Annotated in this window: 19 protein-coding genes; 12 read left to right on the top strand and 7 right to left on the bottom strand. The window is 75.5% G+C overall.

The window, feature by feature from the left end; all coding sequences use genetic code 11:
- Window positions 1–145: 145 nt before the first annotated feature.
- From AC5FZL_RS06550 to AC5FZL_RS06575, 6 genes are all read left to right on the top strand, one after another.
- Complete coding sequence (locus AC5FZL_RS06550; protein ID WP_493617777.1) at window positions 146–1042, top strand: NAD(P)-dependent oxidoreductase; 897 nt, start codon at window positions 146–148, stop codon at window positions 1040–1042.
- 31 nt (window positions 1043–1073) lie between these two features.
- Complete coding sequence (ilvD, locus tag AC5FZL_RS06555; RefSeq protein ID WP_493617762.1) at window positions 1074–2825, top strand: dihydroxy-acid dehydratase; 1752 nt, start codon at window positions 1074–1076, stop codon at window positions 2823–2825.
- 245 nt (window positions 2826–3070) lie between these two features.
- Window positions 3071–4930, top strand: a complete 1860-nt coding sequence (locus AC5FZL_RS06560) for an acetolactate synthase large subunit (protein ID WP_493617763.1) — start codon at window positions 3071–3073, stop codon at window positions 4928–4930.
- On the top strand, window positions 4927–5439 hold the full coding sequence (gene ilvN / locus AC5FZL_RS06565; protein ID WP_493617764.1) for an acetolactate synthase small subunit: 513 nt from the start codon (window positions 4927–4929) through the stop codon (window positions 5437–5439). Before AC5FZL_RS06560 ends, ilvN begins: the two co-directional genes overlap by 4 nt.
- 70 nt (window positions 5440–5509) lie before the next feature.
- Entirely contained in the window at window positions 5510–6529 is a 1020-nt protein-coding gene (ilvC, locus tag AC5FZL_RS06570) for a ketol-acid reductoisomerase (protein ID WP_493617778.1), read from the top strand.
- Between the two features lie 103 nt (window positions 6530–6632).
- Window positions 6633–7136 carry an ASCH domain-containing protein gene (locus AC5FZL_RS06575; protein WP_493617765.1) on the top strand — a complete coding sequence of 168 codons (504 nt, stop codon included), beginning with the start codon at window positions 6633–6635 and terminating at the stop codon, window positions 7134–7136.
- A gap of 23 nt (window positions 7137–7159) precedes the next feature.
- On the opposite strand, the gene AC5FZL_RS06580 is transcribed toward AC5FZL_RS06575, so the two are convergent.
- The 3 genes from AC5FZL_RS06580 to AC5FZL_RS06590 all read right to left on the bottom strand — a co-directional run bounded on the left by AC5FZL_RS06580 (window position 7160) and on the right by AC5FZL_RS06590 (window position 10537).
- Window positions 7160–7615 carry a universal stress protein gene (locus AC5FZL_RS06580; protein ID WP_493617766.1) on the bottom strand — a complete coding sequence of 152 codons (456 nt, stop codon included), beginning with the start codon at window positions 7613–7615 and terminating at the stop codon, window positions 7160–7162.
- Window positions 7616–7617: 2 nt separating this feature from the next.
- Window positions 7618–9009, bottom strand: a complete 1392-nt coding sequence (locus AC5FZL_RS06585) for an APC family permease (RefSeq protein WP_493617767.1) — start codon at window positions 9007–9009, stop codon at window positions 7618–7620.
- 82 nt (window positions 9010–9091) lie between these two features.
- A complete protein-coding gene (locus tag AC5FZL_RS06590) occupies window positions 9092–10537 on the bottom strand; it encodes a DUF2252 domain-containing protein (protein WP_493617779.1) in 1446 nt (481 codons plus the stop codon).
- Window positions 10538–10592: 55 nt separating this feature from the next.
- On the opposite strand from AC5FZL_RS06590, the gene AC5FZL_RS06595 reads away from it, so the two are divergent.
- Window positions 10593–12407, top strand: coding sequence for an ABC transporter ATP-binding protein (locus tag AC5FZL_RS06595; RefSeq protein ID WP_493617768.1), 1815 nt, complete (start codon window positions 10593–10595; stop codon window positions 12405–12407).
- A 43-nt stretch (window positions 12408–12450) separates the two neighbouring features.
- On the opposite strand, the gene AC5FZL_RS06600 is transcribed toward AC5FZL_RS06595, so the two are convergent.
- Complete coding sequence (locus AC5FZL_RS06600) at window positions 12451–13806, bottom strand: MFS transporter (RefSeq protein WP_493617780.1); 1356 nt, start codon at window positions 13804–13806, stop codon at window positions 12451–12453.
- A 62-nt stretch (window positions 13807–13868) separates the two neighbouring features.
- On the opposite strand from AC5FZL_RS06600, the gene AC5FZL_RS06605 reads away from it, so the two are divergent.
- Window positions 13869–14858 carry a GlxA family transcriptional regulator gene (locus tag AC5FZL_RS06605; protein ID WP_493617769.1) on the top strand — a complete coding sequence of 330 codons (990 nt, stop codon included), beginning with the start codon at window positions 13869–13871 and terminating at the stop codon, window positions 14856–14858.
- A 34-nt stretch (window positions 14859–14892) separates the two neighbouring features.
- Here the strand turns inward: AC5FZL_RS06605 and AC5FZL_RS06610 are convergent, their stop codons facing one another.
- Window positions 14893–15216, bottom strand: a complete 324-nt coding sequence (locus tag AC5FZL_RS06610; RefSeq protein ID WP_493617770.1) for an antibiotic biosynthesis monooxygenase family protein — start codon at window positions 15214–15216, stop codon at window positions 14893–14895.
- A 66-nt stretch (window positions 15217–15282) separates the two neighbouring features.
- On the opposite strand from AC5FZL_RS06610, the gene AC5FZL_RS06615 reads away from it, so the two are divergent.
- From AC5FZL_RS06615 to cimA, 3 genes are read left to right on the top strand one after another with little or no spacing between them, the layout of a single operon-like run.
- Complete coding sequence (locus AC5FZL_RS06615) at window positions 15283–16323, top strand: 3-isopropylmalate dehydrogenase (protein WP_493617771.1); 1041 nt, start codon at window positions 15283–15285, stop codon at window positions 16321–16323.
- Window positions 16324–16371: 48 nt separating this feature from the next.
- Window positions 16372–17463, top strand: coding sequence for a branched-chain amino acid aminotransferase (locus AC5FZL_RS06620; protein ID WP_493617772.1), 1092 nt, complete (start codon window positions 16372–16374; stop codon window positions 17461–17463).
- A 19-nt stretch (window positions 17464–17482) separates the two neighbouring features.
- Window positions 17483–19078 carry a citramalate synthase gene (gene cimA, locus AC5FZL_RS06625; RefSeq protein ID WP_493617773.1) on the top strand — a complete coding sequence of 532 codons (1596 nt, stop codon included), beginning with the start codon at window positions 17483–17485 and terminating at the stop codon, window positions 19076–19078.
- Window positions 19079–19088: 10 nt separating this feature from the next.
- Here the strand turns inward: cimA and AC5FZL_RS06630 are convergent, their stop codons facing one another.
- Both AC5FZL_RS06630 and AC5FZL_RS06635 read right to left on the bottom strand, forming a co-directional pair.
- Window positions 19089–19784: a response regulator gene (locus AC5FZL_RS06630; protein ID WP_493617774.1), complete on the bottom strand. Its 696-nt coding sequence runs from the start codon at window positions 19782–19784 to the stop codon at window positions 19089–19091.
- Entirely contained in the window at window positions 19765–21900 is a 2136-nt protein-coding gene (locus tag AC5FZL_RS06635) for a sensor histidine kinase (RefSeq protein WP_493617775.1), read from the bottom strand. Before AC5FZL_RS06635 ends, AC5FZL_RS06630 begins: the two co-directional genes overlap by 20 nt.
- 176 nt (window positions 21901–22076) lie before the next feature.
- Here AC5FZL_RS06635 and AC5FZL_RS06640 point away from each other — a divergent pair.
- Window positions 22077–22735, top strand: a 659-nt coding sequence (locus AC5FZL_RS06640; RefSeq protein ID WP_493617776.1) for a hypothetical protein, incomplete at its 3' end; no start/stop codon positions are given.

A 22735-nucleotide genomic window follows, 5' to 3' on the forward strand; every position in this document is an offset into this window, starting at 1 on the left:
GGCGAGCGCCGCCGCGCGCGTCCTCGGGGACCTCGGCGTCGTCGGCACGCCGCCAGCCTCCCCCGCGGAGCGCCGGACCACCAGGCGCGCCACGATGGGGCCCGTGACCGACGACGTGCTCGTGACCCTGCCCGACGCCGAGTGGATGGACCTGGTCCAGCCCCTGCCCGAGGGCGTGCGCGCCCGGCTGTGGGACGTCTGCAGCGACCCCCGCGAGGCCCTCGGCGAGGACGCCGAGCAGGTGCGCGCCGTCGTCCTGCCCTACGGCTCGAAGGCCACCGCGCTGGGCGCGCTCGCCGACCTGCCGCGGCTGGCGCTCGCGCAGTCGCTCAGCGCCGGGGTCGACAGCATCCTCCCGAAGGTGCCGTCGGGCACGCCGCTGGCCAACGCGGCCGGCGTCCACGACGCCTCCACCGGCGAGCTCGCCGTGGCGCTCGCGCTCGCCTCGCTGCGAGGCATCGACACCGCCGTGCGCGACGCCGAGCAGGCCCGCTGGCGCCCGGCGCGCCGGCGCTCGCTGGCCGACCGGCGCGTGCTCCTGCTCGGCACCGGCGGCATCGGCGGGGCGATCGCCGCGCGGCTGCGGCCCTTCGAGGTCGACCTCGTGCGCGTGGCCAGCCGCGCGCGCACCGACGCCGACGGCGTCGTCCACGGCGTCGAGGATCTGCCGGCGCTGCTGCCCACGGCCGAGGTCGTGGTCGTGGCGCTGCCGCTGACCGACGCCACCCGGGGCATCGTCGACGCCGCGTTCCTCGCGGCGATGCCCGAGCACGCGCTGCTCGTCAACGTCGGGCGCGGGGCCCTCGTCGACACGGCCGCCCTGCTGGCCGAGCTGGAGAAGGGCCGCCTCACCGCCGCGCTCGACGTCGTCGACCCCGAGCCGCTGCCCGCGGACCACCCGCTGTGGGGCGCGCCCGGCCTGCTGCTCACCCCGCACGTGGGCGGCGACACCACGGCGATGCGCCCGCGGGCCGTGGCCATGCTCCGCGCCCAGCTCGAGCGGCTGCGGGACGGCCAGGAGCCGGCGAACCTCGTCGGCTGAGCAGGCACCTACGGCTCCGTAGACTGGGGGCATGACGACCGTCCTGCCGGGCAACGGCTCCGGCTCCGCCTCCAGCGCCTCATCGGCCGCCGGGGGCCACGACCTCAAGCCCCGCTCGCGCGCCGTCACCGACGGCCTGGAGGCCACCGCCAGCCGCGGCATGCTGCGCGCCGTCGGCATGGGCGACGACGACTGGGTCAAGCCCCAGATCGGCGTCGCCTCGTCCTGGAACGAGATCACCCCCTGCAACCTCCCGCTCGACCGGCTCGCGAAGTCGGTCAAGGAGGGCGTGCACGCCGCGCGGGGCTTCCCGCTGGAGTTCGGCACCATCTCGGTCTCCGACGGCATCTCCATGGGCCACGAGGGCATGCACTTCTCCCTGGTCTCCCGCGAGGTCATCGCCGACAGCGTCGAGACGGTGATGCAGGCCGAGCGCCTGGACGGCTCGGTGCTGCTCGCCGGCTGCGACAAGTCGCTGCCGGGCATGCTCATGGCCGCGGCCCGCCTCGACCTGGCCAGCGTCTTCATGTACGCGGGCTCGATCCTGCCGGGCACGGCGACGATGTCGGACGGCAGCGAGCGCGAGGTCACCCTGATCGACGCCTTCGAGGCGGTCGGCGCGTGCGCGCGGGGGCTGATGAGCCGGGAGGACGTCGACGCCATCGAGCGCGCGGTGTGCCCGAGCGAGGGCGCCTGCGGCGGCATGTACACCGCGAACACCATGGCCTCGGCCGCTGAGGCGCTGGGCATGTCGCTCCCCGGCTCCGCGGCCCCGCCGGCCACCGACCGCGTCCGCGACGGCTACGCCCGCAAGTCCGGCGAGGCCGTGGTCAACCTCCTCGCGCACGGGATCACCGCCCGCCAGATCATGACCAAGGAGGCGTTCGAGAACGCGATCTCCGTGGTGATGGCCCTGGGCGGCTCGACCAACGCCGTCCTGCACCTGCTGGCGATCGCCCACGAGGCCGAGGTCGACGTGACCCTGGCCGACTTCGACCGGATCGCCGACCGCGTGCCGCACCTGGCCGACGTCAAGCCCTTCGGGCGCCACGTCATGGCCGACGTCTACCGCATCGGCGGCATCCCGGTGGTCATGAAGGCGCTGCTGGACGCCGGCCTGCTGCACGGCGACTGCCTGACCGTCACGGGCCGCACGATCGCCGAGAACCTCGCCGACATCGCGCCCCCGGACCCCGACGGCGCAGTGCTGCGGGCCATCTCGAACCCGATCCACAAGACCGGGGGGATCACCATCCTCGGCGGCACGCTGGCCCCCGGCGGCGCCGTGGTGAAGTCCGCGGGCTTCGAGTCCGACGTCTTCGAGGGCACCGCGCGGGTCTTCGACCGCGAGCGCGCCGCCATGGACGCCCTCGAGGACGGCACGATCGCCGCCGGCGACGTCGTGGTGATCCGCTACGAGGGCCCCAAGGGCGGTCCGGGCATGCGCGAGATGCTCGCCATCACCGGCGCGATCAAGGGTGCGGGCCTCGGCAAGGACGTCCTGCTGCTCACCGACGGCCGCTTCTCCGGTGGCACGACCGGCCTGTGCGTCGGGCACGTCGCCCCGGAGGCGGTGGACAGCGGGCCGATCGCCCACGTGCGCGACGGCGACCGGATCCGCCTCGACGTCGGCACGAAGCGGCTCGACCTCCTCGTCGACCCCGCCGTGCTCGCCGAGCGCGCGCAGGGCTGGGCGCCGGTGCCGCACAAGTACACCCGCGGCGTGCTGGCCAAGTACGCCAAGCTCGTCGGGTCGGCGTCCGGCGGGGCCGTCTGCGACTGAGGTGCCCACCCCTCGGGCACCCCGTCTCACGATGTGGGACGGGGTGCCCTTGGGGCTGACACGCGCGCCGGTGCGGGTCTAGGGTCGCGCCATGGGCACGGTCCGGGTAGTACTCGCGCAGCGCGCGAGCTGACGCCGACGTCTGACGACCTGCCGCGCGCGACCCTCCGCCGTCCTCGCCGTGTCGAGGGCCGGAGGGTCTTTGCATGCCCACACGCCACAGCAGTCCCCGCGGGAGGAACCCGATGAGCAGTCCAGGGAACAGCGAGCAGCCCGAGCGGATGACCGGAGCGGCCAGCCTGGTCCGCTCCCTCGAGCGCGCCGGCACCGAGGTGGTGTTCGGCCTGCCGGGCGGGGCGATCCTGCCCACCTACGACCCGCTCCTCGACAGCCCCACGCTGCGGCACGTCCTCGTGCGCCACGAGCAGGGCGCCGGGCACGCGGCCCAGGGCTACGCCCAGGCCACCGGCCGGGTCGGCGTCTGCCTGGCCACGTCGGGCCCCGGGGCGACCAACCTCGTCACGGCGATCGCCGACGCCCACATGGACTCCGTGCCGATGGTCGCGATCACCGGCCAGGTCGCGAGCACCGCGATCGGCACGGACGCCTTCCAGGAGGCGGACATCGTCGGCATCACGCTGCCGATCACCAAGCACAACTACCTCGTGACCGACCCCGACGACATCCCGCGCGTCGTGGCCGAGGCCTTCCACCTGGCCTCCACGGGCCGGCCCGGGCCGGTCCTCGTCGACGTCACCAAGGACGCCCAGCAGGCGATGACGACGTTCCAGTGGCCGGAGAAGGTGGAGCTGGCCGGCTACCACCCGGTGACCCGGCCGCACGGCAAGCAGGTGCGCGAGGCCGCGCGGATGCTCGCCGAGGCCAAGCGGCCGGTGCTCTACGTCGGCGGCGGCGTGATCAAGGCCGGGGCCAGCCGCGAGCTGCACCAGCTCGTCGACCTCTCCGGCGCCCCCGCGGTCACCACCCTCATGGCCCGCGGCGCCCTGCCGGACTCCCACCCCGCCAACCTCGGCATGCCCGGCATGCACGGCACCGTGGCGGCGGTGACGGCGCTGCAGAAGGCCGACCTCATCGTCAGCCTCGGCGCGCGCTTCGACGACCGGGTCACCGGGGTGCTCTCCTCCTTCGCCCCGGACGCGGCGATCGTCCACGCCGACATCGACCCCGCGGAGATCGGCAAGAACCGCCGGGCCGACGTCCCGATCGTCGGTGACGCCCGCGAGGTCATCAGCGAGCTGCTCGTCGCCCTGGCGGCCGAGCACGCCGCCGGCCGGCGGGCCGACCTGGGCGGCTGGTGGCGCCAGCTCGACCAGCTGCGCTCGACCTACCCCCTCGGCTTCGACGAGCCGGACGACGGCACGCTGTCGCCGCAGCGCGTCATCCAGCGCATCGGCCAGATCTCCGGGCCGGAGACGATCTTCGCCTCGGGCGTCGGCCAGCACCAGATGTGGGCCGCGCAGTTCATCAAGTACGAGAACCCGCGCACCTGGCTGAACTCCGGGGGCCTGGGGACGATGGGCTACGCCGTCCCCGCGGCGATGGGCGCCAAGGTCGGCATGCCCGGCAGCACGGTGTGGGCGATCGACGGTGACGGCTGCTTCCAGATGACCAACCAGGAGCTCGCCACCTGCGCCCTCAACAACATCCCGATCAAGGTGGCGGTGATCAACAACTCCAGCCTCGGGATGGTCCGGCAGTGGCAGACCCTGTTCTACGACGGGCGCTACTCCAACACCGACCTGCACACCGGCACCGGCGCGGCGCGGGGCCAGCGGATCCCGGACTTCGTCAAGCTCGCCGACGCCTACGGCTGCGTGGGGCTGCGCTGCGAGGACCCTGGTGACCTCGACGCCGTGATCGACAAGGCGATGAGCGTGGACGACCGCCCGGTCGTCGTCGACTTCGTCGTCCACCGCGACGCGATGGTGTGGCCGATGGTCCCCAGCGGCGTGAGCAACTCCGACATCCAGTACGCCCGCGACCTCACGCCCGTGTGGGACCGCGACGAGTCGGTCAGCCTCGAGAACGACGTCGAGCACGCCCGCGACGCCGACCCCTCCGTCCCCACGGGGAGGAGCTGGTGAGCCGCCACACGCTCTCGGTCCTCGTCGAGGACAAGCCCGCGGTCCTCACCCGGGTCGCCGCGCTGTTCGCCCGGCGCGGCTTCAACATCCACTCCCTGGCGGTCGGCCCGACCGAGCACGCCGACCTCTCCCGGATCACCGTCGTCGTCGACGTCGAGGACCTCCCGCTGGAGCAGGTGACCAAGCAGCTCAACAAGCTCATCAACGTCCTCAAGGTCGTCGAGCTGGAGCCGGACTCCTCCGTCCAGCGCGAGCTGCTGCTCGTCAAGGTCCGCGCCGACCCGGCCACCCGCGGGCAGGTCGTCGACGCGGTCGGGCTCTTCCGCGCCCACGTCGTCGACGTCGCGCCCGAGGCGCTGACCATCGAGGCGATCGGCAGCCCGGAGAAGAACGCGGCCCTGCTGCGCGTGCTGGAGCCGTTCGGCGTCCGCGAGATCGTCCAGTCCGGGGTCGTGGCCGTCAGCCGCGGCAGCCGGTCGATCGCCGACCGGGCGCTGCGCAGCGCCTGAGGCCCGGGCCCGAGCAGCACCACCCCAAGACCCACACCACCGATCCGAGGAGAACAGCACCGTGGCGGAGATGTACTACGACGACGACGCCGACCTGTCGATCATCCAGGGGCGCAAGGTCGCCGTCCTGGGCTACGGCAGCCAGGGCCACGCCCACGCGCTGAGCCTGCGCGACTCCGGGGTCGACGTCCGCGTCGGTCTGGCGGAGGGCAGCAAGAGCCGGGCGAAGGCCGAGGCCGAGGGCCTGCGCGTCGTGACCCCGGCCGAGGCGTCCGCCGAGGCCGACGTGATCATGATGCTCGTCCCCGACCACGTGGCCCGCCACGTCTACGACGAGTCGGTCGCCCCGAACCTCTCGGACGGCAAGGCGCTGCTCTTCGGGCACGGATTCAACATCCGCTTCGGCTACATCAAGCCCCCCGCGGGCGTCGACGTCGTCATGGTCGCCCCCAAGGGCCCGGGCCACCTGGTGCGCCGCGAGTACACCGAGGGCCGCGGCGTCCCGGTGATCGTGGCCGTCGAGCAGGACGCGACCGGCTCCGCGTGGCCGCTGGCGCTCTCCTACGCCAAGGGCATCGGCGGTCTGCGCGCCGGCGGCATCAAGACGACGTTCACCGAGGAGACCGAGACCGACCTCTTCGGCGAGCAGGCCGTGCTCTGCGGCGGCGTCTCGGCGCTGGTGCAGGCGGGCTTCGAGACCCTCACCGAGGCCGGCTACCAGCCCGAGGTGGCCTACTTCGAGTGCCTGCACGAGCTGAAGCTCATCGTCGACCTCATGTACGAGGGCGGCCTGGCCAAGCAGCGCTGGAGCATCTCCGACACCGCCGAGTACGGCGACTACGTCTCCGGCCCGCGCGTCATCGACGCCTCGGTCAAGGCGCGGATGAAGGACGTGCTCACCGACATCCAGGACGGCACCTTCGCCCGCCGGTTCATCGAGGACCAGGACGCCGGCGCGCCGGAGTTCAAGCGGCTTCGCCAGGAGCAGGAGGGCACGCAGATCGAGGCGACCGGCCGCGAGCTGCGCAAGCTCATGAGCTGGGTCGAGACCTCCGACGGCGACTACGTCGAGGGCTCCGCCGCGCGCTGACCCCGGTCCGCACCTCCACCGGCCCCGTCGCGCTCGCGCGGCGGGGCCGGTGTCGGCACCGACCCGTTCGACCAGGACCCCTCGACCGGGAGGCAGCACCGCCGTGGACGTCACCGAGTTCTGGGAGCTGGCCCGCGCGCACGCCGGCGTCGGCCGGGTCAGCGTCGTCACCGGCGAGACGTCGACCTCGGTCGTGGCCCCACCCGCCTGGGCCTTCGGGGACGACGCCGCGCAGGCGGACCGGCTGCTCGACCTCGTGCTGGCCGGGCGCAAGACCGCGACGGCCTCCGCGGTGCCGGACTACGCCGCCGCGGACGAGCCGCTGCCGGCCGTGGGCGACCTGTCGATCCTCCTCGACGGCGCGGGCCAGCCGCGGGCGCTGATCCGCACCACCCGGGTGCAGGTCGTGCCGTTCGCCGAGGTGGACGCCGAGCACGCCGCCGCCGAGGGGGAGGGCGAGGCGACCCTGGCCTCCTGGCGGGCCGACCACGCGGCCTTCTTCGCGGCGTCGGCGCGCGCGGCCGGCCTGGCGTCGGTGGAGGAGCTGCCCGTCGTCCTCGAGCGCTTCCGGCTGCTCCACCCGCGCCCGGGCGCCGCGTCCGGCTGAGGAGCGCCGTCCCCCCGCAGGCGCTACGTCGCCGGCGGGCGGGAGACCAGCACCGGGCAGGGCGCGGAGTGCTGGACGCGCTGCGCCACGCTGCCGAGCAGCACCGTGCTGCTGAGCCCCCGGCTGCCGCTCGCCACGACGATGAGGTCGGCGCGCAGGTCCTGGGCCGTGGCCACGATCTCCGCGGCGGGGGAGCCGCTGAGCACGAGCTGGTGCACCTCCGCCGGCCAGTCGGCGAACTCGGCCGCGACCGCCGCGGCAGCGGAGTGGGCCTCGCGCCGGAAGCTGAGCCCGGTCGGGTCCAGGGGCGCTGTGGCGTCGGACCCGCTGATCTCGTCGACGAAGGGCACGGTGGCCAGCGGGCTCACGACCGCGACCACCGAGACGTCGGTGAACCGGGCGGGGTCGGCGAACCCCTTGAGCTGGCGGGCCGCGGCCAGCGACTGCCGCGAGCCGTCGGTGGCGATGATGACGTGCACGCTCACTCCTCCCCGAGGCGGGACGGGCGCCGGCGGCCTCCGGTGGCGCGCTGGACCAGGAAGAGCACGAGGCCCACGGCGAGCAGCCCGGCCACCCAGAGCAGCGAGCCGGGGTCGTCGACGACGATGTAGACGAGCAGGACCGCGTTGCCCAGCAGGCCCAGGTAGAGCAGCGGGGTGCTGGCGCGGTAGGTGTCCGGGGTCTCGTCCTGCCCCCGCAGCTTCAGGGCGGAGACGATGACCAGGGCGTAGATGAAGACGAGGAAGACCACGGTCACCGTGGCGAGGCGGCCGACGACGTCGAGGCCGTCGTCGCTCACGGCGTTGACGACCGCGCCGATGACGAGCAGCCCCGCCACGACGAGGAACCCGAAGCCCAGCGCGACGGTGGGGCTGCGCCGCGTGGGGTGCACCCGGGCGAAGGCGCGCGGGACGACGTCCACGCGCCCCATGCCGTAGAGGATCCGCGACTGCGCCACGAGCGAGACGAGGGTCGTGTTGGTGATCGCGACCAGGGCGATGACCGAGAAGAGGGTGACCGACACGGGGAGGACGCCGGCGCGGACCACCTCCAGCAGCGCGGCGTCCGAGCCCGCGAGCGTGTCGACCGGCACGACGAGGGCGGCGGTCATGGCGACCAGCACGTAGATGACGCCCGCCGCGAGCATGCCGCCGACGAGCGCCCGCGGGAACGTCCGGGACGGGTCGACCGTCTCCTCGGCGACGTTGGCGGCGTTCTCGAAGCCCGTCATGGCGAAGAACGACAGCGCCACCCCGGCGACGATCGCGAAGATCGGGTTGGCGTCGCCGGTGCTGAACTCGGCCAGGACGCCGAAGTCCGCGTCGCCGCGCGCCACGTGGACGACGCCGATGACCAGGACGATGGCCAGGCCGGCGATCTCGACGAACGTCATGACCATGTTGATCACCACCGACTCGGTGATGCCGATGTAGTTGACGAGCGTCAGGGCCGCCACGAAGACGAGCGTCACGACCAGCGCCGGCGGGGCCGCGAAGAGCGAACCGAAGTAGCGCGCGAACCCGCTGGCCAGCGACCCGGAGGCGGCGAAGAGGGCCGACAGCGTGCAGATGGTGATGAAGAACGTCAGCGTCGGGCTGCGGAACGCCTTGTTGACGTACAGGGAGGCGCCGGCGGCCTGCGGGTACTTCGTGACCAGCTCCGCGTAGGCGAGCCCGGTGATCGCCGCGATCGCCACCCCCACGGCGAACGCGATCCAGAACGCCCCGCCCACGGCGCCGGCGACGAGGCCGATGAGCACGTAGATGCCCGAACCGAGCACGTCGCCGAGCACGTAGAAGAAGAGCAGCCGGCCCGTGATGGACCGCTTGAGCTCGGACGCGTCCGAGCGCTCCGTCCCTGCCGCGGCGACCATCCAGGCTGTCTACTCCTGCCGGTCGCGGCCCGCACCACGACGGTGTGAACGCCGTGTTGCCGCGCCGTCGGGCCGCCGGGCCTCAGGCCCCCGGCTCGGCGGCCAGCTCTCCGTGCGCGACGGCCCGCACGAGCCGCGCGTGGTCGCGCTCGGTCTGGTCCGCGTAGGCGCGGGCGAAGGCGGCGAGCGCCCGGTCGGCGTGGTCGGACCGCCCCAGGTACCCGGCGATCATCGAGGCGCCGGACGTGCGCGCGTGCCCCTTGGCCAGCAGCCGTCCGCAGATGCCCGCGTAGTCGGCCAGCGCCGCGGCGTCGATGTCGTCGAGGACGACGCTGCCCTTCATGTTGCGGAACTGGCGCACGTAGTACTGGTGCTCCCCGACGGTCGTCCAGCCCAGCAGCGGGTCGGAGACGGTCTGCAGGGCCTGCTGGTACTCGACGACGCGCTGCCCCTGGTGGGCGTGCCAGGCGGAGCCGCCGTGCACGAACGGGGCGATGACCGACCGGCGGGCCTCCTTGAGCTGGAGGAACACGACGTCGTCCTCGTCGCTGCCCTCCAGGAGCGCGACGTAGGCGCGCAGTCCCACGCTGCCCACCCCGACGACCTTGTGCGCGACGTCGACGAGCGTGTACCCGCCGAGCACGCGCGCCCAGTGCGGCGCGAGCGTGCCGAGGTACGCGTCGAGGGCCTCGGCGAGCAGCTCGGCGTCGTCCGGCTCGGGCCGGGTCAGCAGGGGCGGCTCCTCGACGATGCGGCGGACGCCGTCGCGCTGCTCGGTGAAGCGGGGCAGCGCCCGGTCGCTCGTGCGCTTCTGCGCCCGCGCCGCGGAGCGCTCGATCTCGCGCAGCAGGCCGCGGTCGGAGGCGCTGGCCCGCAGCCGGTCGAGGTCGAGGCTCTCGAAGGAGCGCTCCAGCAGGGGGCGGCCGGAGAGGTCCCACAGGTGGTCGCGGTAGGCGCCGACCGCTGACCGGGCGGCGTCCTCGCACTGGTCCTCGCGCATCGACGCGCCGCGGCCGGCCACCCAGATGCTCGCCGCCAGCCGGCGCAGGTCCCACTCCCAGCTCCCCGGGTGGGCCTCGTCGAAGTCGTTGAGGTCGAGCACCAGGTCGCGCGAGGGCGAGCCGTAGAAGCCGATGTTGCCCACGTGCGCGTCGCCGCAGATGACCGGCGCGATGCCCGTGGCGGGCAGCGACGCGAAGTCCTCGGCCATCACGCCGGCCGTGCCGCGCAGGAAGCCGTACGGGCTCGCGGCCATCCGGGCGACCCGCACCGGCACCAGCCTCTCCAGGCGGCCCTCGTGCGCCTCGCGCACCTGGGCGACGACGTCGCGGCGGTCGGCGGCGGGCTCCCACGAGGCGAGCGACGAGCGCGGCACGGCCTCGCGCAGGGCCCGGCCGCGCGCGTACCGCTCGGTGCGCGGGACCGGCCGCTCGCGCAGGGAGGCGTAGGCGCTGGTGTCGCTCTGCGGCAGCACGACGTGGTCGCGGGCGGCGTGGGAGTCGCTGGCGGGGCGCGGGTCGCCGGTCACGGCGCCCACGCTCCCACGGTCCGGGGGCGCTCGGCGCGGACCCTAGGGTGAGCGCGTGCTCACGCCCGCGTCGGCCGGGCAGGAGCCCGGCACCCAGCGCCCGCTGCGCGCCCTGTGGCGCCACCACCGCCGTCACCGGCCCCGAGCGGTCGGCGCGGTCGTGGCCAGCTCGGTCAACACCGCGGCCGACGTCGCGCCGGAGCTGCTGCTCGGCATCGCCGTCGACGTCGTCGTGCGCGGTCAGGACTCCTTCGTCGCCTCGCTGCTCGGCATCGACGGTCGGTTCGCGCAGCTCGCCGTCATCGCCGCCCTCAACGTCGCCGTGTGGGTGGTGGAGTCGGTCAGCGACTACGTCGCCCAGCTGCTCTGGCGCGGGCTGGCCCAGGCGGTGGAGCACGAGCTGCGGGTCGAGGCGTACAGCGCCGTCCAGGACCTCGACGTCGGCTGGCACGAGCGGACGCCGCCGGGGCGGGTGCTGTCGGTCCTCAGCGACGACGTCAACCAGCTCGAGCGCTTCCTCGACGTCGGGGCCTCGACGATCCTGCGGACGGCCTGGACCGTCGTCCTCATCGGCGCGGTCTTCGCCGCCTCGTCGTGGCAGCTGATGGTGCTGGCCTTCCTGCCGGTGCCGGTCATCGTGCTCGGCTCGATCCGCTTCCAGCGGCGGCTGGAGCCGCTCTACCGCGACGTCCGCGAGGCGGCCGGGGAGGTCAGCGCCACGCTGGCGACGAACCTCGGCGGCCTGCCGACGATCAAGGCGTTCACCGCCGAGGCGCGCGAGTCCGCGCGCGTGGAGCGCGTCTCGCGCGCCTACCGCGAGGCCAACCGCCGGGCGATCCGCTCGTCGTCGGCGTTCGTGCCGCTGATCCGGATGGCGATCCTCGCCGGCTTCACCTCCACGCTCCTGCTCGGCGGCTGGTTCGTGCTGGAGGGCCGCCTCGAGGTGGGCCTCTACACGGTGCTCGTCTTCATGACGCAGCGCCTGCTGTGGCCGCTGACCGACCTGGGGCAGACCCTCGACCTCTACCAGCGCGCCATGGCCTCCACGCGGCGCATCTTCGCGCTGCTGGAGGAGCGGCCGACCGCGGTGGCCGGCACCGGCGCGCTGCCGGCGCCCGCGCGCGGGGCGCTGGAGCTGCGGGGCGTGCGGTTCGGCTACGACGACGGCCCGGACGTGCTGCGGGGCCTCGACCTCGTGGTGCCCGCCGGGCAGACCCACGCCGTGGTCGGGACGACGGGGGCGGGCAAGTCCAGCCTGCTGCGCCTGGTGCTGCGCTTCTCCGACCCCCGCGCCGGGCAGGTGCTGCTCGACGGGCGGGACGTGCGCGACCTGTCGTGGGAGTCGCTGCGCGGCGCGATCGGCTACGTCAGCCAGGACGTCTTCCTCTTCCACGGCACGGTGCGCGACAACCTCGCCTACGGGCGCCCCGGCGCGACGGACGACGAGGTGCGCGCGGCGGCCGCCCTGGCCGAGGCGCACGACTTCATCGCGGCGCTGCCCTCGGGCTACGACACCGTCGTGGGCGAGCGGGGCCAGACCCTGTCCGGCGGGCAGCGCCAGCGCATCGCCCTCGCCCGCGCGATCCTGCGCGACCCGGCGCTCCTCGTGCTCGACGAGGCGACGTCGGCGGTCGACAACGAGACCGAGGCGGCCATCCAGCGGTCGCTGGCCACGGTCACCGCCTCGCGCACCGCGCTCGTCGTGGCCCACCGGCTGTCCACCGTGCGCGACGCCGACCGGATCTGGGTGCTGGCGGCGGGGCGGGTGGCCGAGGCCGGCACCCACGACGAGCTCGTGGCGCGCGGCGGCGCCTACGCCCAGATGTGGGCCGTGCAGACGGGCGAGGCCGACCCGCGGCTCGTGGGCTGAGGCGCCCGACCTCGTCGGACCGTCCGGCCGCGCCGCCGGGGCGTCAGCCGTGGGCCTCCGCCGCGGCTGCGGGCACCGGGTCCAGCGGCGTCGCCGTGCCCGTCGGCGTGGTCGGTCCCGTGGTCCCCGGCGCCTCGGTGCTCGGCGTCCGGCGCACCGAGATCGACAGGAGCGCGGCGACGAGGCACAGCGCGGCCGCGCCGTACCAGGCGGCGTCGTAGGAGCCGGTCACGTCGCGGACGACCCCGGCCCCGAAGGCGGCGCCCGCCGCCCCGAGCTGGTGAGCGGCGAAGACCCAGCCGAAGACGACCGGGGCCCGCGTCCCGAAGTGCGCCCGGCACAGGGCCAGCGTGGGCGGCACGGTGGCCACCCAGTCGAGGCCGTAGAAGACGATGAACGCGAGCATGCTGGCCCGGACGTCCGTGCCGAACAGCTGCGGCAGCAGGAACAGCGACATCCCGCGCAGCGCGTAGTAGGCGAGCAGCAGGGCCCGCGGGTCGACCCGGTCGGTCAGCCAGCCGGACAGCACGGTGCCGGCGACGTCGAAGACCCCGACGACCGCCAGGAGGCCCGCCGCGGTGGTCACGGGCATGCCGTGCTCGTGCGCCGCCGGGATGAAGTGGGGCTGCACGAGGCCGTTCGTCGACGCGCCGCAGATGAGGAAGCCCCCGGCCAGCAGCCAGAAGGGGCGGGTCCGCACGGCCCCGGTCAGCCCGGCGAGCGCGGTGCGGGCCGGGTTGCCGCCCACCGGGTCCCGGTCGTCGGCGGGCGTCCCCCCGTAGGGGGCGACGCCGAGGTCGCGCGGCCGGTCGCGCATCAGCCAGAGCACCAGCGGCACCACCGCCAGCGCGGCGGCCGCCGTCCCCAGGGCCGCGGGGCGCCAGCCCCACCGCTCCGAGATCCCGGCCACGACCGGGAGGAAGACCAGCTGGCCGGTGGCGCCGGCCGCGGTGAGCACGCCCGAGACCAGGCCGCGCCGCGCCACGAACCACCGCCCGGTGACCGTCGCCACGAGCGAGAGCGCCATCGAGCCGGTGCCGATCCCCACGAGCACGCCCCACAGCAGGAGGAGCTGCCAGCTCGCCGTCATGCCCACCGTCAGGCCGCTGCCGACCGCGACGACGAGCAGGGCCGTCACGACGACCCGGCGCACGCCCCACCGGTCCATCAGCGCCGCGGCGAACGGAGCGGTCAGCCCGTAGAGGGCGAGGTTGACGGCGACGGCCAGCGAGATCGTCGACAGCGACCAGCCGAACTCCTCGTGGAGCGGGTCGATGAGCACGCCCGGGACGGCGCGGAAGGCGGCCGCACCGAGCAGGGCGAGGAAGGTCACCGCGGCGACCCCCCAGGCGGGGTGCAGCCGGGGGCGCGCGGAGGTGGAGACGGTCACGGAGCCGATCCTGAGGGGTCGCCGGCCGCCGCACCAGTGGCCGGGGGGCCACCGTGTGCAAGGATCCGGCCATGTCCGCGCCCGTGCCGCACGAGGTGGCCGTCCTCGCCCTGGACGGCGTCGTCGGCCTCGAGCTCGGCCTGCCCCACCGGCTGCTGGGCATCGCCGAGGACGACGGCGGCCACCCGCTCTACCGGGTCCGCGTCGCCACCCTCGACGGCGCCCCGGTGCGCACGGCCGACGGCTTCTGGGTGCACCCCGAGCACGACGCCTCCCTCCTCGAGGGCGCGCAGACGGTGGTCGTCCCCGGGGTCGAGGGCGGCCGGGCGCTCGTCGACGGCCACGTCCCGGAGGAGCTGGCCGGCGTCCTGCGCGCCGCCGCAGGCCGCGCCCGCCTCGTGTCGCTGTGCACGGGCGCCTCGGTCCTGGCGGCCGCCGGCCTGCTGGACGGTCGGCCGGCCGCCACCCACTGGCGCGACGCCGACCGCTTCCGCCGGCTCTTCCCGGCCGTCCGCCTCGACGCCGACGTCCTCTTCGTCGACGACGGCGCGGTGCTGACCTCCGCGGGCGTCGCGGCCGGGATCGACCTGCTCCTCCACCTCGTCCGCCGGGACCACGGCAGCGCCGTGGCGAACCGGGTGGCGCGCCGCAACGTGGTCGCGCCCTGGCGGGACGGCGGCCAGTCGCAGTTCACGGAGCGGCCGGTCCCCTCCGGCAGCGGCAGCGGGACGGCGTCCACCCGCGAGTGGGCCCTGGCGCACCTGGCCGAGCCGCTGGGCCTCGACGACCTCGCGGCGCACGCCCGGACGAGCGTGCGCACCTTCACGCGCCGGTTCCGCCAGGAGACCGGCCTCAGCCCCACCCGCTGGCTGCTGCAGCAGCGCGTGGCGCGGGCGCGGCAGCTGCTGGAGACCACCGACGCCCCGGTGGAGCGGGTCGCCGCCGACGCCGGCTTCGGGACGACGGCCTCGCTGCGCCAGCACCTGCACGCGGCGCTCGGGGTGTCGCCGCTGGCCTACCGGCGCACGTACCGGCGGCCGCAGGAGGCGCCGGCGGAGTGAGGCCGGCCGGCGGCGCCCGCAGCCCCGCGGTGCCTCAGGCCGGGTCGGTGGCCGGCACCGGTCCGGCCTGCTGGACGACCTCGAACTCCAGCAGCGAGGCGCCGGTCGCGACGGGCCTCGCGCGCTCGCCGGCGTGCGCCGCCCGGGCCCCGCCGGCCGACCACGCCCGGAAGGCCTCCTCGGTCTCCCACCGCGTGTAGACGAAGTAGCGGCTCTCCCCGGCGACCGGACGCAGCAGCTCGAACCCGAGGAAGCCCTCGGTGCCCTCCACCGCGCCCATCCGCGCGGCGAACCGGCGCTCCAGCTCGGCGCCGCCGCCCTCGGGCACCTCGATCGCGTTGATCTTCACCACGGCCATGCCCGCCAGCCTGCCACCCGGTCCGCCACCGGGCGCGCGGCCGTCCAGCCGCTAGGCTCCGCGGCCGTGGCAGATCCCCTTCGCATCGCGGTGGTCCCTGGCGACGGCATCGGCCCGGAGGTGGTGGCGGAGGGCCTGAAGGTCCTCGACGCCGCCCTCGCCGGCTCGGGCACGAGCGTCGAGCCGACGGAGTACGACCTCGGTGCCCGCCGCTGGCACGCCACGGGGGAGACGCTGCCCGACAGCGTGCTGGCGGAGGTCCGCCAGCACGACGCGATCCTGCTCGGCGCGGTCGGCGACCCCGGCGTGCCCAGCGGCGTCCTGGAGCGCGGGCTGCTGCTCAAGCTCCGCTTCGCCCTCGACCACTACGTCAACCTCCGCCCGGGCCGGCTGTACCCGGGCGTGCGCTCGCCGCTGGCCGAGCCCGGCGACGTCGACTTCGTCGTCGTGCGCGAGGGCACCGAGGGCCCCTACGTCGGCAACGGCGGCGCGGTGCGCGTCGGCACGCCGCACGAGATCGCCACCGAGGTGAGCATCAACACGGCGTTCGGCGTCGAGCGCGTCGTCCGCGACGCCTTCGCCCGCGCCGCCGCGCGTCCGCGGAAGAAGCTGACCCTGGTCCACAAGCACAACGTGCTCACCCACGCGGGCCACCTGTGGCGCCGCACGGTCGAGGCCGTCGGCGCCGACCACCCCGAGGTCTCGGTCGACTACCTCCACGTCGACGCCGCGACGATCTTCCTGGTCACCGACCCGGCGCGCTTCGACGTCATCGTCACCGACAACCTCTTCGGCGACATCGTCACCGACCTGGCCGCCGCCGTGTGCGGGGGCATCGGCCTGGCCGCCTCCGGCAACGTCAACCCCGACCGCACCGCGCCGTCGATGTTCGAGCCCGTGCACGGCTCGGCCCCCGACATCGCCGGCCAGGGGATCGCCGACCCCACCGCCACCGTGCTCTCCGTGGCGCTCATGCTCGAGCACCTCGGGCTCGGGGAGCAGGCCGCCGCGGTCGAGGCCGCCGTGGCCGCCGACCTGGCCCAGCGCGGCGCCGCGCGCCGGCGCACGGCCGAGGTCGGCGACGCGATCGCCGCCCACCTGGGCTGAGGCTCCCGGCTCGGCGAGCGCCCAGCGGGATCCACTACGGTTCCGCGCATGAGCAGCCAGCTGGTCTTCGAGCACCGGCCGAACCCGGCCCCGACCTCGGACGCGCAGCGCGAGCAGGTGCTGGCCGCGCCCGGGTTCGGCAAGCACTTCACCGACCACATGGCCCGCGCCACGTGGACGGCGGAGGACGGCTGGCACGACGCCCGCGTGGAGGCCTACGGGCCGCTGCAGCTCGACCCCTCGGCCGCCGTCCTGCACTACGCGCAGGAGATCTTCGAGGGGATGAAGGTCTACCGCTGGGACGACGGCTCGGTCCGTTCGTTCCGGCCGCGCGCCAACGCCCAGCGCCTCGCCCGCTCCGCGCGCCGCCTGGCGCTGCCGGAGCTGCCGGAGGACGACTTCGTCGAGTCGATCCGCGCGCTGGTCGAGGCGGACGCCGCCTGGGTGCCCAGCGGCGGCGAGACGAGCCTCTACCTGCGCCCGTTCATGTTCGCCTCGGAGTCCTTCCTCGGCGTCCGGGCGGCGCAGCGGGTCGACTACCTCGTCATCGCCTCCCCGGCCGGCTCCTACTTCAGCGGCGGCGTGCGCCCGGTCTCCATCTGGCTCTCGCGGACCTACACGCGCGCCGGCTTCGGCGGCATGGGGGCGGCCAAGACGGGCGGCAACTACGCCGCGAGCCTCGTCGCCCAGCAGGAGGCGGCCGAGCACGGCTGCGACCAGGTCTGCTTCCTCGACGTCGCCGAGCAGCGCTACGTCGAGGAGCTGGGCGGGATGAACATCTTCTTCGTCCACGCCGACGGCACCCTGGTCACCCCCGAGCTGACGGGCACGATCCTCGAGGGCATCACGCGCGACTCCGTCATGGCGCTGGGGGCCGAGCTCGGGCTGCGCCCGGTCGAGCGCCGGGTCTCCGTGGAGGAGTGGAAGGACGGCGTCGCCTCGGGCGAGATCACCGAGGTCTTCGCCTGCGGCACGGCGGCCGTGATCACCCCGATCGGCGCCCTGGTCGACGGCGACGAGCGCGTCGCCACCACCGAGGCCCCGGACGGCGGCGTCGCCGCCCGGCTGCGCACCGCGCTGCTCGACGTGCAGCACGGCCGCGCGGACGACTCCCACGGCTGGATGCACCGCCTCGTCTGAGCGCGCGGAGGAGCGAGCGATGAGCACGACCGAGCCGGACGACGTCCAGGTCTACGACACGACCCTGCGCGACGGGGCCCAGCAGGAGGGGCTGTCGCTGTCGGTCGCCGACAAGCTGGCGATCGCCGCCCACCTCGACGAGCTCGGCGTGGGCTTCATCGAGGGCGGCTGGCCGGGCGCCAACCCCAAGGACACCGACTTCTTCGCCCGCGCCGCCCGCGAGCTCGACCTGCGCAGCGCCGAGCTCGCCGCCTTCGGCGCGACCCGGCGCGCGGGCTCGCGCGCCGGCAGCGACCCGCAGGTCCGGGCGCTGCTGGACGCCGCCACCCCGGTCGTGACGCTCGTCGCCAAGAGCCACTCCCGCCACGTCGAGCTCGCGCTGCGCACCACCGGGGCGGAGAACCTCGCGATGGTCGCCGACACCGTGGGCCTGCTCGTCGCCGAGGGCCGGCGGGTGTTCCTCGACGCCGAGCACTTCTTCGACGGCTACCGCACCGACCCGGCCTACGCCCTGGAGGTCGTGCGCACGGCCGCGGAGGCGGGGGCCGAGGCCGTCGTGCTGTGCGACACGAACGGCGGGATGCTGCCGCACCAGGTCGAGGCGGCCGTCGCCGAGGTGCTCGAGGCCACCGGCGCGCGCCTGGGCGCCCACATGCACAACGACAGCGGCTGCGCGGTGGCCAACAGCCTCGCCGCCGTCCGCGCCGGTGCCACGCACGTGCAGGGCTGCCTCAACGGCTACGGGGAGCGCACGGGCAACGCCGACCTCGTCACGGTCGTCGCCGACCTCGTGCTGAAGATGGGCCGCCCCGTCCTCGACCGCGAGCGGCTGCGCGAGGCCACCCGGATCGCGCACCAGGTCAGCGAGATCACCAACTACCCGCCCTACGCCCGCGCGCCGTACGTGGGGGCGAGCGCCTTCGCGCACAAGGCGGGGCTGCACGCCTCGGCGATCCGGGTCGACCCCGACCTGTACCAGCACGCCGACCCCACCGACGTCGGCAACGACATGCGGATGCTCGTCTCCGACATGGCCGGGCGGGCCAGCATCGAGCTCAAGGGCCGCGAGCTCGGCTTCGACCTCGCCGGCCGGGACGACGTCCTGGCCCGGGTCACCGCCCGGGTCAAGGAGCTGGAGCAGCAGGGCTGGACGTTCGAGTCCGCCGACGCGTCCTTCGAGCTGCTGCTGCGCGAGGAGGTCGAGGGCGCCCGCCCGCAGTTCTTCGAGGTGGAGAGCTGGCGCTCGTTCACCGAGCACGGCCGGGGCACCGGCCCGACCTCCGAGGCGACCGTGAAGATCGTCGCGGCGGGGGAGCGGGTGGTCTCCACCGGGGAGGGCAACGGCCCCGTCAACGCCCTCGACGCCGCGCTGCGCCAGGCGCTCCGCGGCCCCTACCCCCAGCTGGCGCACCTCGAGCTCACCGACTTCCGCGTGCGCATCCTCGACGCGGACCAGGGCACCGACGCGACCACGCGGGTGCTCATCGACACCACCGACGGCCAGCACACCTGGACGACGGTCGGCGTCGCCCCCAACCTCGTCGAGGCGTCGTGGCAGGCGCTCGTCGACGGCCTCACCTACGGCCTCCTGCGCAGCGGGGCGCAGCAGGCCTGAGGGCGGGCGCTCAGCCGGGCCGGCCCAGCCCGGCCTCGCGGGCGCGGGCGACCGCCTCGGCGCGGTCGGCCGCGTGCAGCTTGGCCAGGACGGCGGAGACCACGTTGCGCACCGTCTTCGGCGACAGGTACAGCGCCGAGGCGATCGCGGCGTTCGTGCGCCCCTCGGCGAGGTGCTCCAGCACCTCCTGCTCCCGGCGGGTCAGCTGGGGGAAGGCCGAGGCGGCCGTCGGCCGCGAGGGCCCGGCGGCGAAGAAGTCGGCCATCCGCCGCGCGAGGCCGGCCCCGAAGACGGCCCCGCCCGCGGCCGCCGTGCGGACCGCCTGGAGGAGCTCCTCCTGGCCGGCCCCCTTGAGCAGGTAGCCGCGCGCGCCGGCCCGCAGGGCGGCGAAGACCGTGGCGTCGTCCTCGGACATCGTCAGGACCACCACGGCCGCGCGCGCCCCGCCGTCGCGCAGGCGGCGCGTGGCCTCCAGCCCGTCGACCCCCGGCATCTGGACGTCCATGACGACCACGTCGGGGTCGTGCTCGGCCACCGCGCGCAGTGCCGCCGCGCCGTCCTCGGCGGTGCCGACCAGCTCGACCGCGCGCGTGGACGCGAGCAGCGCCGCCAGCCCCTCCCGGAACAGCGGGTGGTCGTCGACGACGAGGACGCGCGGCAGCCGGTCGGCAGGACCCGACCCGGCATCAGGCACCGGCTCGGGCACGAGCCACCTCCTCCTCGGGCGCGGAGCCCGGCGCGGGGACGGTGCCGCCGCCCACCGGCAGCCACGCCCGCACGGTGGTGCCGCCGCCGGGCGGGCACAGCACCTCGCACCGGCCTCCGAGCTCGTGGGCGCGCTCGCGCAGCGACACCAGCCCGACCCCGGCCGGCGCGCTCGCCGGGATGCCGACCCCGTCGTCGCTGACCTCGAGGAAGAGGGCCGCCCCGCGCACGTCGAGCTCCACGCGGCAGCGCGAGGCGCGAGCGTGCCGCGCCGCGTTCGCCAGCGCCTCGGAGGCGATCCGGTACGCGGCCACCTCCACGGCGGCCGGCAGGTCGCCCAGCCCGGGACCGCCGACGACCTCCAGCGACTGGTCGGGCCCGCGCAGCCGCTCGGCCTGCTGGCGCACGGCCCCCAGCAGGCCGAGGTCGTCGAGCGCCGGCGGGCGCAGGTCGTGCACGAGCCGCCGCACCTCGGCCAGCGCGCCCGCGACGTCGGCGCGCACCGCGCGCAGGAGCCGGTCGGCGCCCGGGTCGAGGTCGGTGGCGAGGTTGCGCACCGTGTCGATCCGCATGACGACGGCCCCGAGGGTCGGGCCGAGGCCGTCGTGGAGGTCTCGCCGCACCCGCCGGCGGTCCTCCTCCCGCGCGGTGAGGATCAGCTCGCGACTGCGCTGCAGCTGCGCCGCGAGCAGCTCGGCCCGCGCCGCGACCGCGGCCTGGCGCACGACGTCGCCCAGCAGCCGCTCGTCACGGGCCGACAGCCGGCTGCGCGCGCCGGTCGCCGGCAGCACCAGCGCGCCCACGGGCGCCTCGCGGTAGGAGAGCGGCAGGGTCCGCGTGGCGGCGGGGCGCTCGCCCGAGGACACCACCAGGCGGCGTCCGTCCCCGGAGTCGACCTCGACCGAGGCCCAGCCCAGGCGGAACGCCCGCGCCACCGCCTCGGCCACGGCCAGCAGCTGCTCCTCGACCCCCGGGGTCCGCTCGAGCGTGGCCGCCAGCGACGACACCACGCGGTACGGGTCGTGGCGCTCGCCGAGGACCACCCGGCGCACCAGCGACCACCACCGCTCGCGCAGCGCCCCGTAGGCGGCGGCGACGACCAGCACGGCCAGCAGCGCCGCCTCGCGCTCAGGGAGCCGGGCGCTGAGCGGCCCGGAGGCGGCGGCGACCAGCGCGACGTCCACGACCACCACCGAGACCGCCAGGGCGGCGTAGACCACCGTGCCGCCGAGCAGCCGGTCGACGTCGAGGAGCCCCGGGCGCAGGAGGCCCACGGCGACCGCCGCCGAGACGACGCCCACGGCCACCGACAGGGACGCGGAGCTCCACCCCTCGGGCAGCAGCCACACGGTGAGCATGACCAGCACGGCGACGAGCGCGGCCCACAGCAGCCACCGGGTCTGCCGGCGCTCGGCACCGCGGCGCGAGCGGTGCACGAGGACGGCGAACGGCACGAGGAGGCTCACCGGCACCAGGGCCCGGGCCACCGGCAGCAGCACCTCCCACACCGGCGCGGGCAGGGGCAGGCTCGTCAGGTCCTGGTCCACACCCGCGAGGGCGGGCAGCGCGGGCGCTCCCACGACGGACGCCGGCACGACCAGCAGCACCACCGGCAGGGCGGCCGTGCTGGCGAGGCTCAGCCGCGCGGGCCAGCGCCAGGGCCCGCGCGGCAGCCGGCCCTCGGGGTGGAGCAGGAGGAGCAGGGGCAGCGGCAGCAGCAGCCAGGCGCCGGCGCGGTTGTAGACCCAGAAGGCGAGCGCGGCGCCGGGGGCCGGGGGGCTCGTGAGCGTGGCGAGGCCCAGGACGGAGGCGGCGACCCCGTCCAGCCCCCAGGCCAGGCCCCCCGCCAGCAGCACCCACGCCACCGGGTGGCCGCGCGGGCGCTCGGGCACCGCGGAGCCGGTGAGGACGAGCGCACCGGGCACGGCCATGAGGAGCCCGGTGAGGGCGGTCGGCCATCCGGAGCCGCCGGCGACCTGCCCGGCGTGCTCCGCGGGCACCCGGGCGTCGACGAGGGCGCTCACCACCACGCAGGCGGTCACCGCCGCGACGACGAGGCAGCCGACGACCGGGCGCCACCACGGCCGGGGCCCCTGCGGCGCCTGCGCTCGCTCCACGCGCCGATCGTGGCACCGCGGGCGTCCCGCTGTCCCGGGTCGGACGTCCCGGAAGTCCGGGACCGCACGGGTGACGGCACCGGGGACGCCGACCCCTGACGGCGGGGACGCGCGGCCCGGCAGCGTCGTCCTCAGCGGCACCACCCCGGTGCCCGTCCCACGACGAGGAGCCCGCCATGAGCATCAGCCGCACCACCGCCCCGGCCCGCACCGACGCCCCGGCCCGCACCGACGCCCCGGCCGCCTCCCGACCCGAGGGGCAGCCGGTGGACGCCGGCTGGGTCCGCCGCCGAGGCGTCGTCCTGGCCGCCGGCACCGCCGTCTGGGCCGCGACCACCCTCACCATCGGCCTGAACAACGCGGACCCCTTCTGGGGGGCCGTCGGCGAGCTGTCCGGGCTGGCCTTCCAGATCGGGCTGTTCGCCCTGCTGGCGGTGCAGGTGCGCACCCGGGCGACCGGCACCTCGAGGGCGGCCCGCGCGATGCTGCGGGTCGAGCAGGTGCTGCTCTCCCTGGCCTCGGCGTCCACGGTCCTGTCCACGGCCTTCTTCCAGGAGCCTCCGGCCGCCGTCGTGCTGATGGACGCGTTCTGGCCCCTGTCGATGCTGGGGATGCTCGTCATCGCCGTGAAGACCGCGCTCGCCGGCCGCTGGCGGGGGGCGCTGCGCGGCTGGCCGCTGTACGCCGAGGCCTACTTCCCGATCGTCATGGGGGCGGTCGTCGCGCTCGGCACCGCCTGGACCGACGTCGCCAGCGCCACCCAGGTGCTCACCGGCTACGCCGTCCTCGGTGCCCTGCTGGCCGTCCGCCCCGAGCTGGCCGGCGCGCGGGAGGA

It is taken from the genome of Quadrisphaera sp. DVD1, assembly GCF_058932755.1.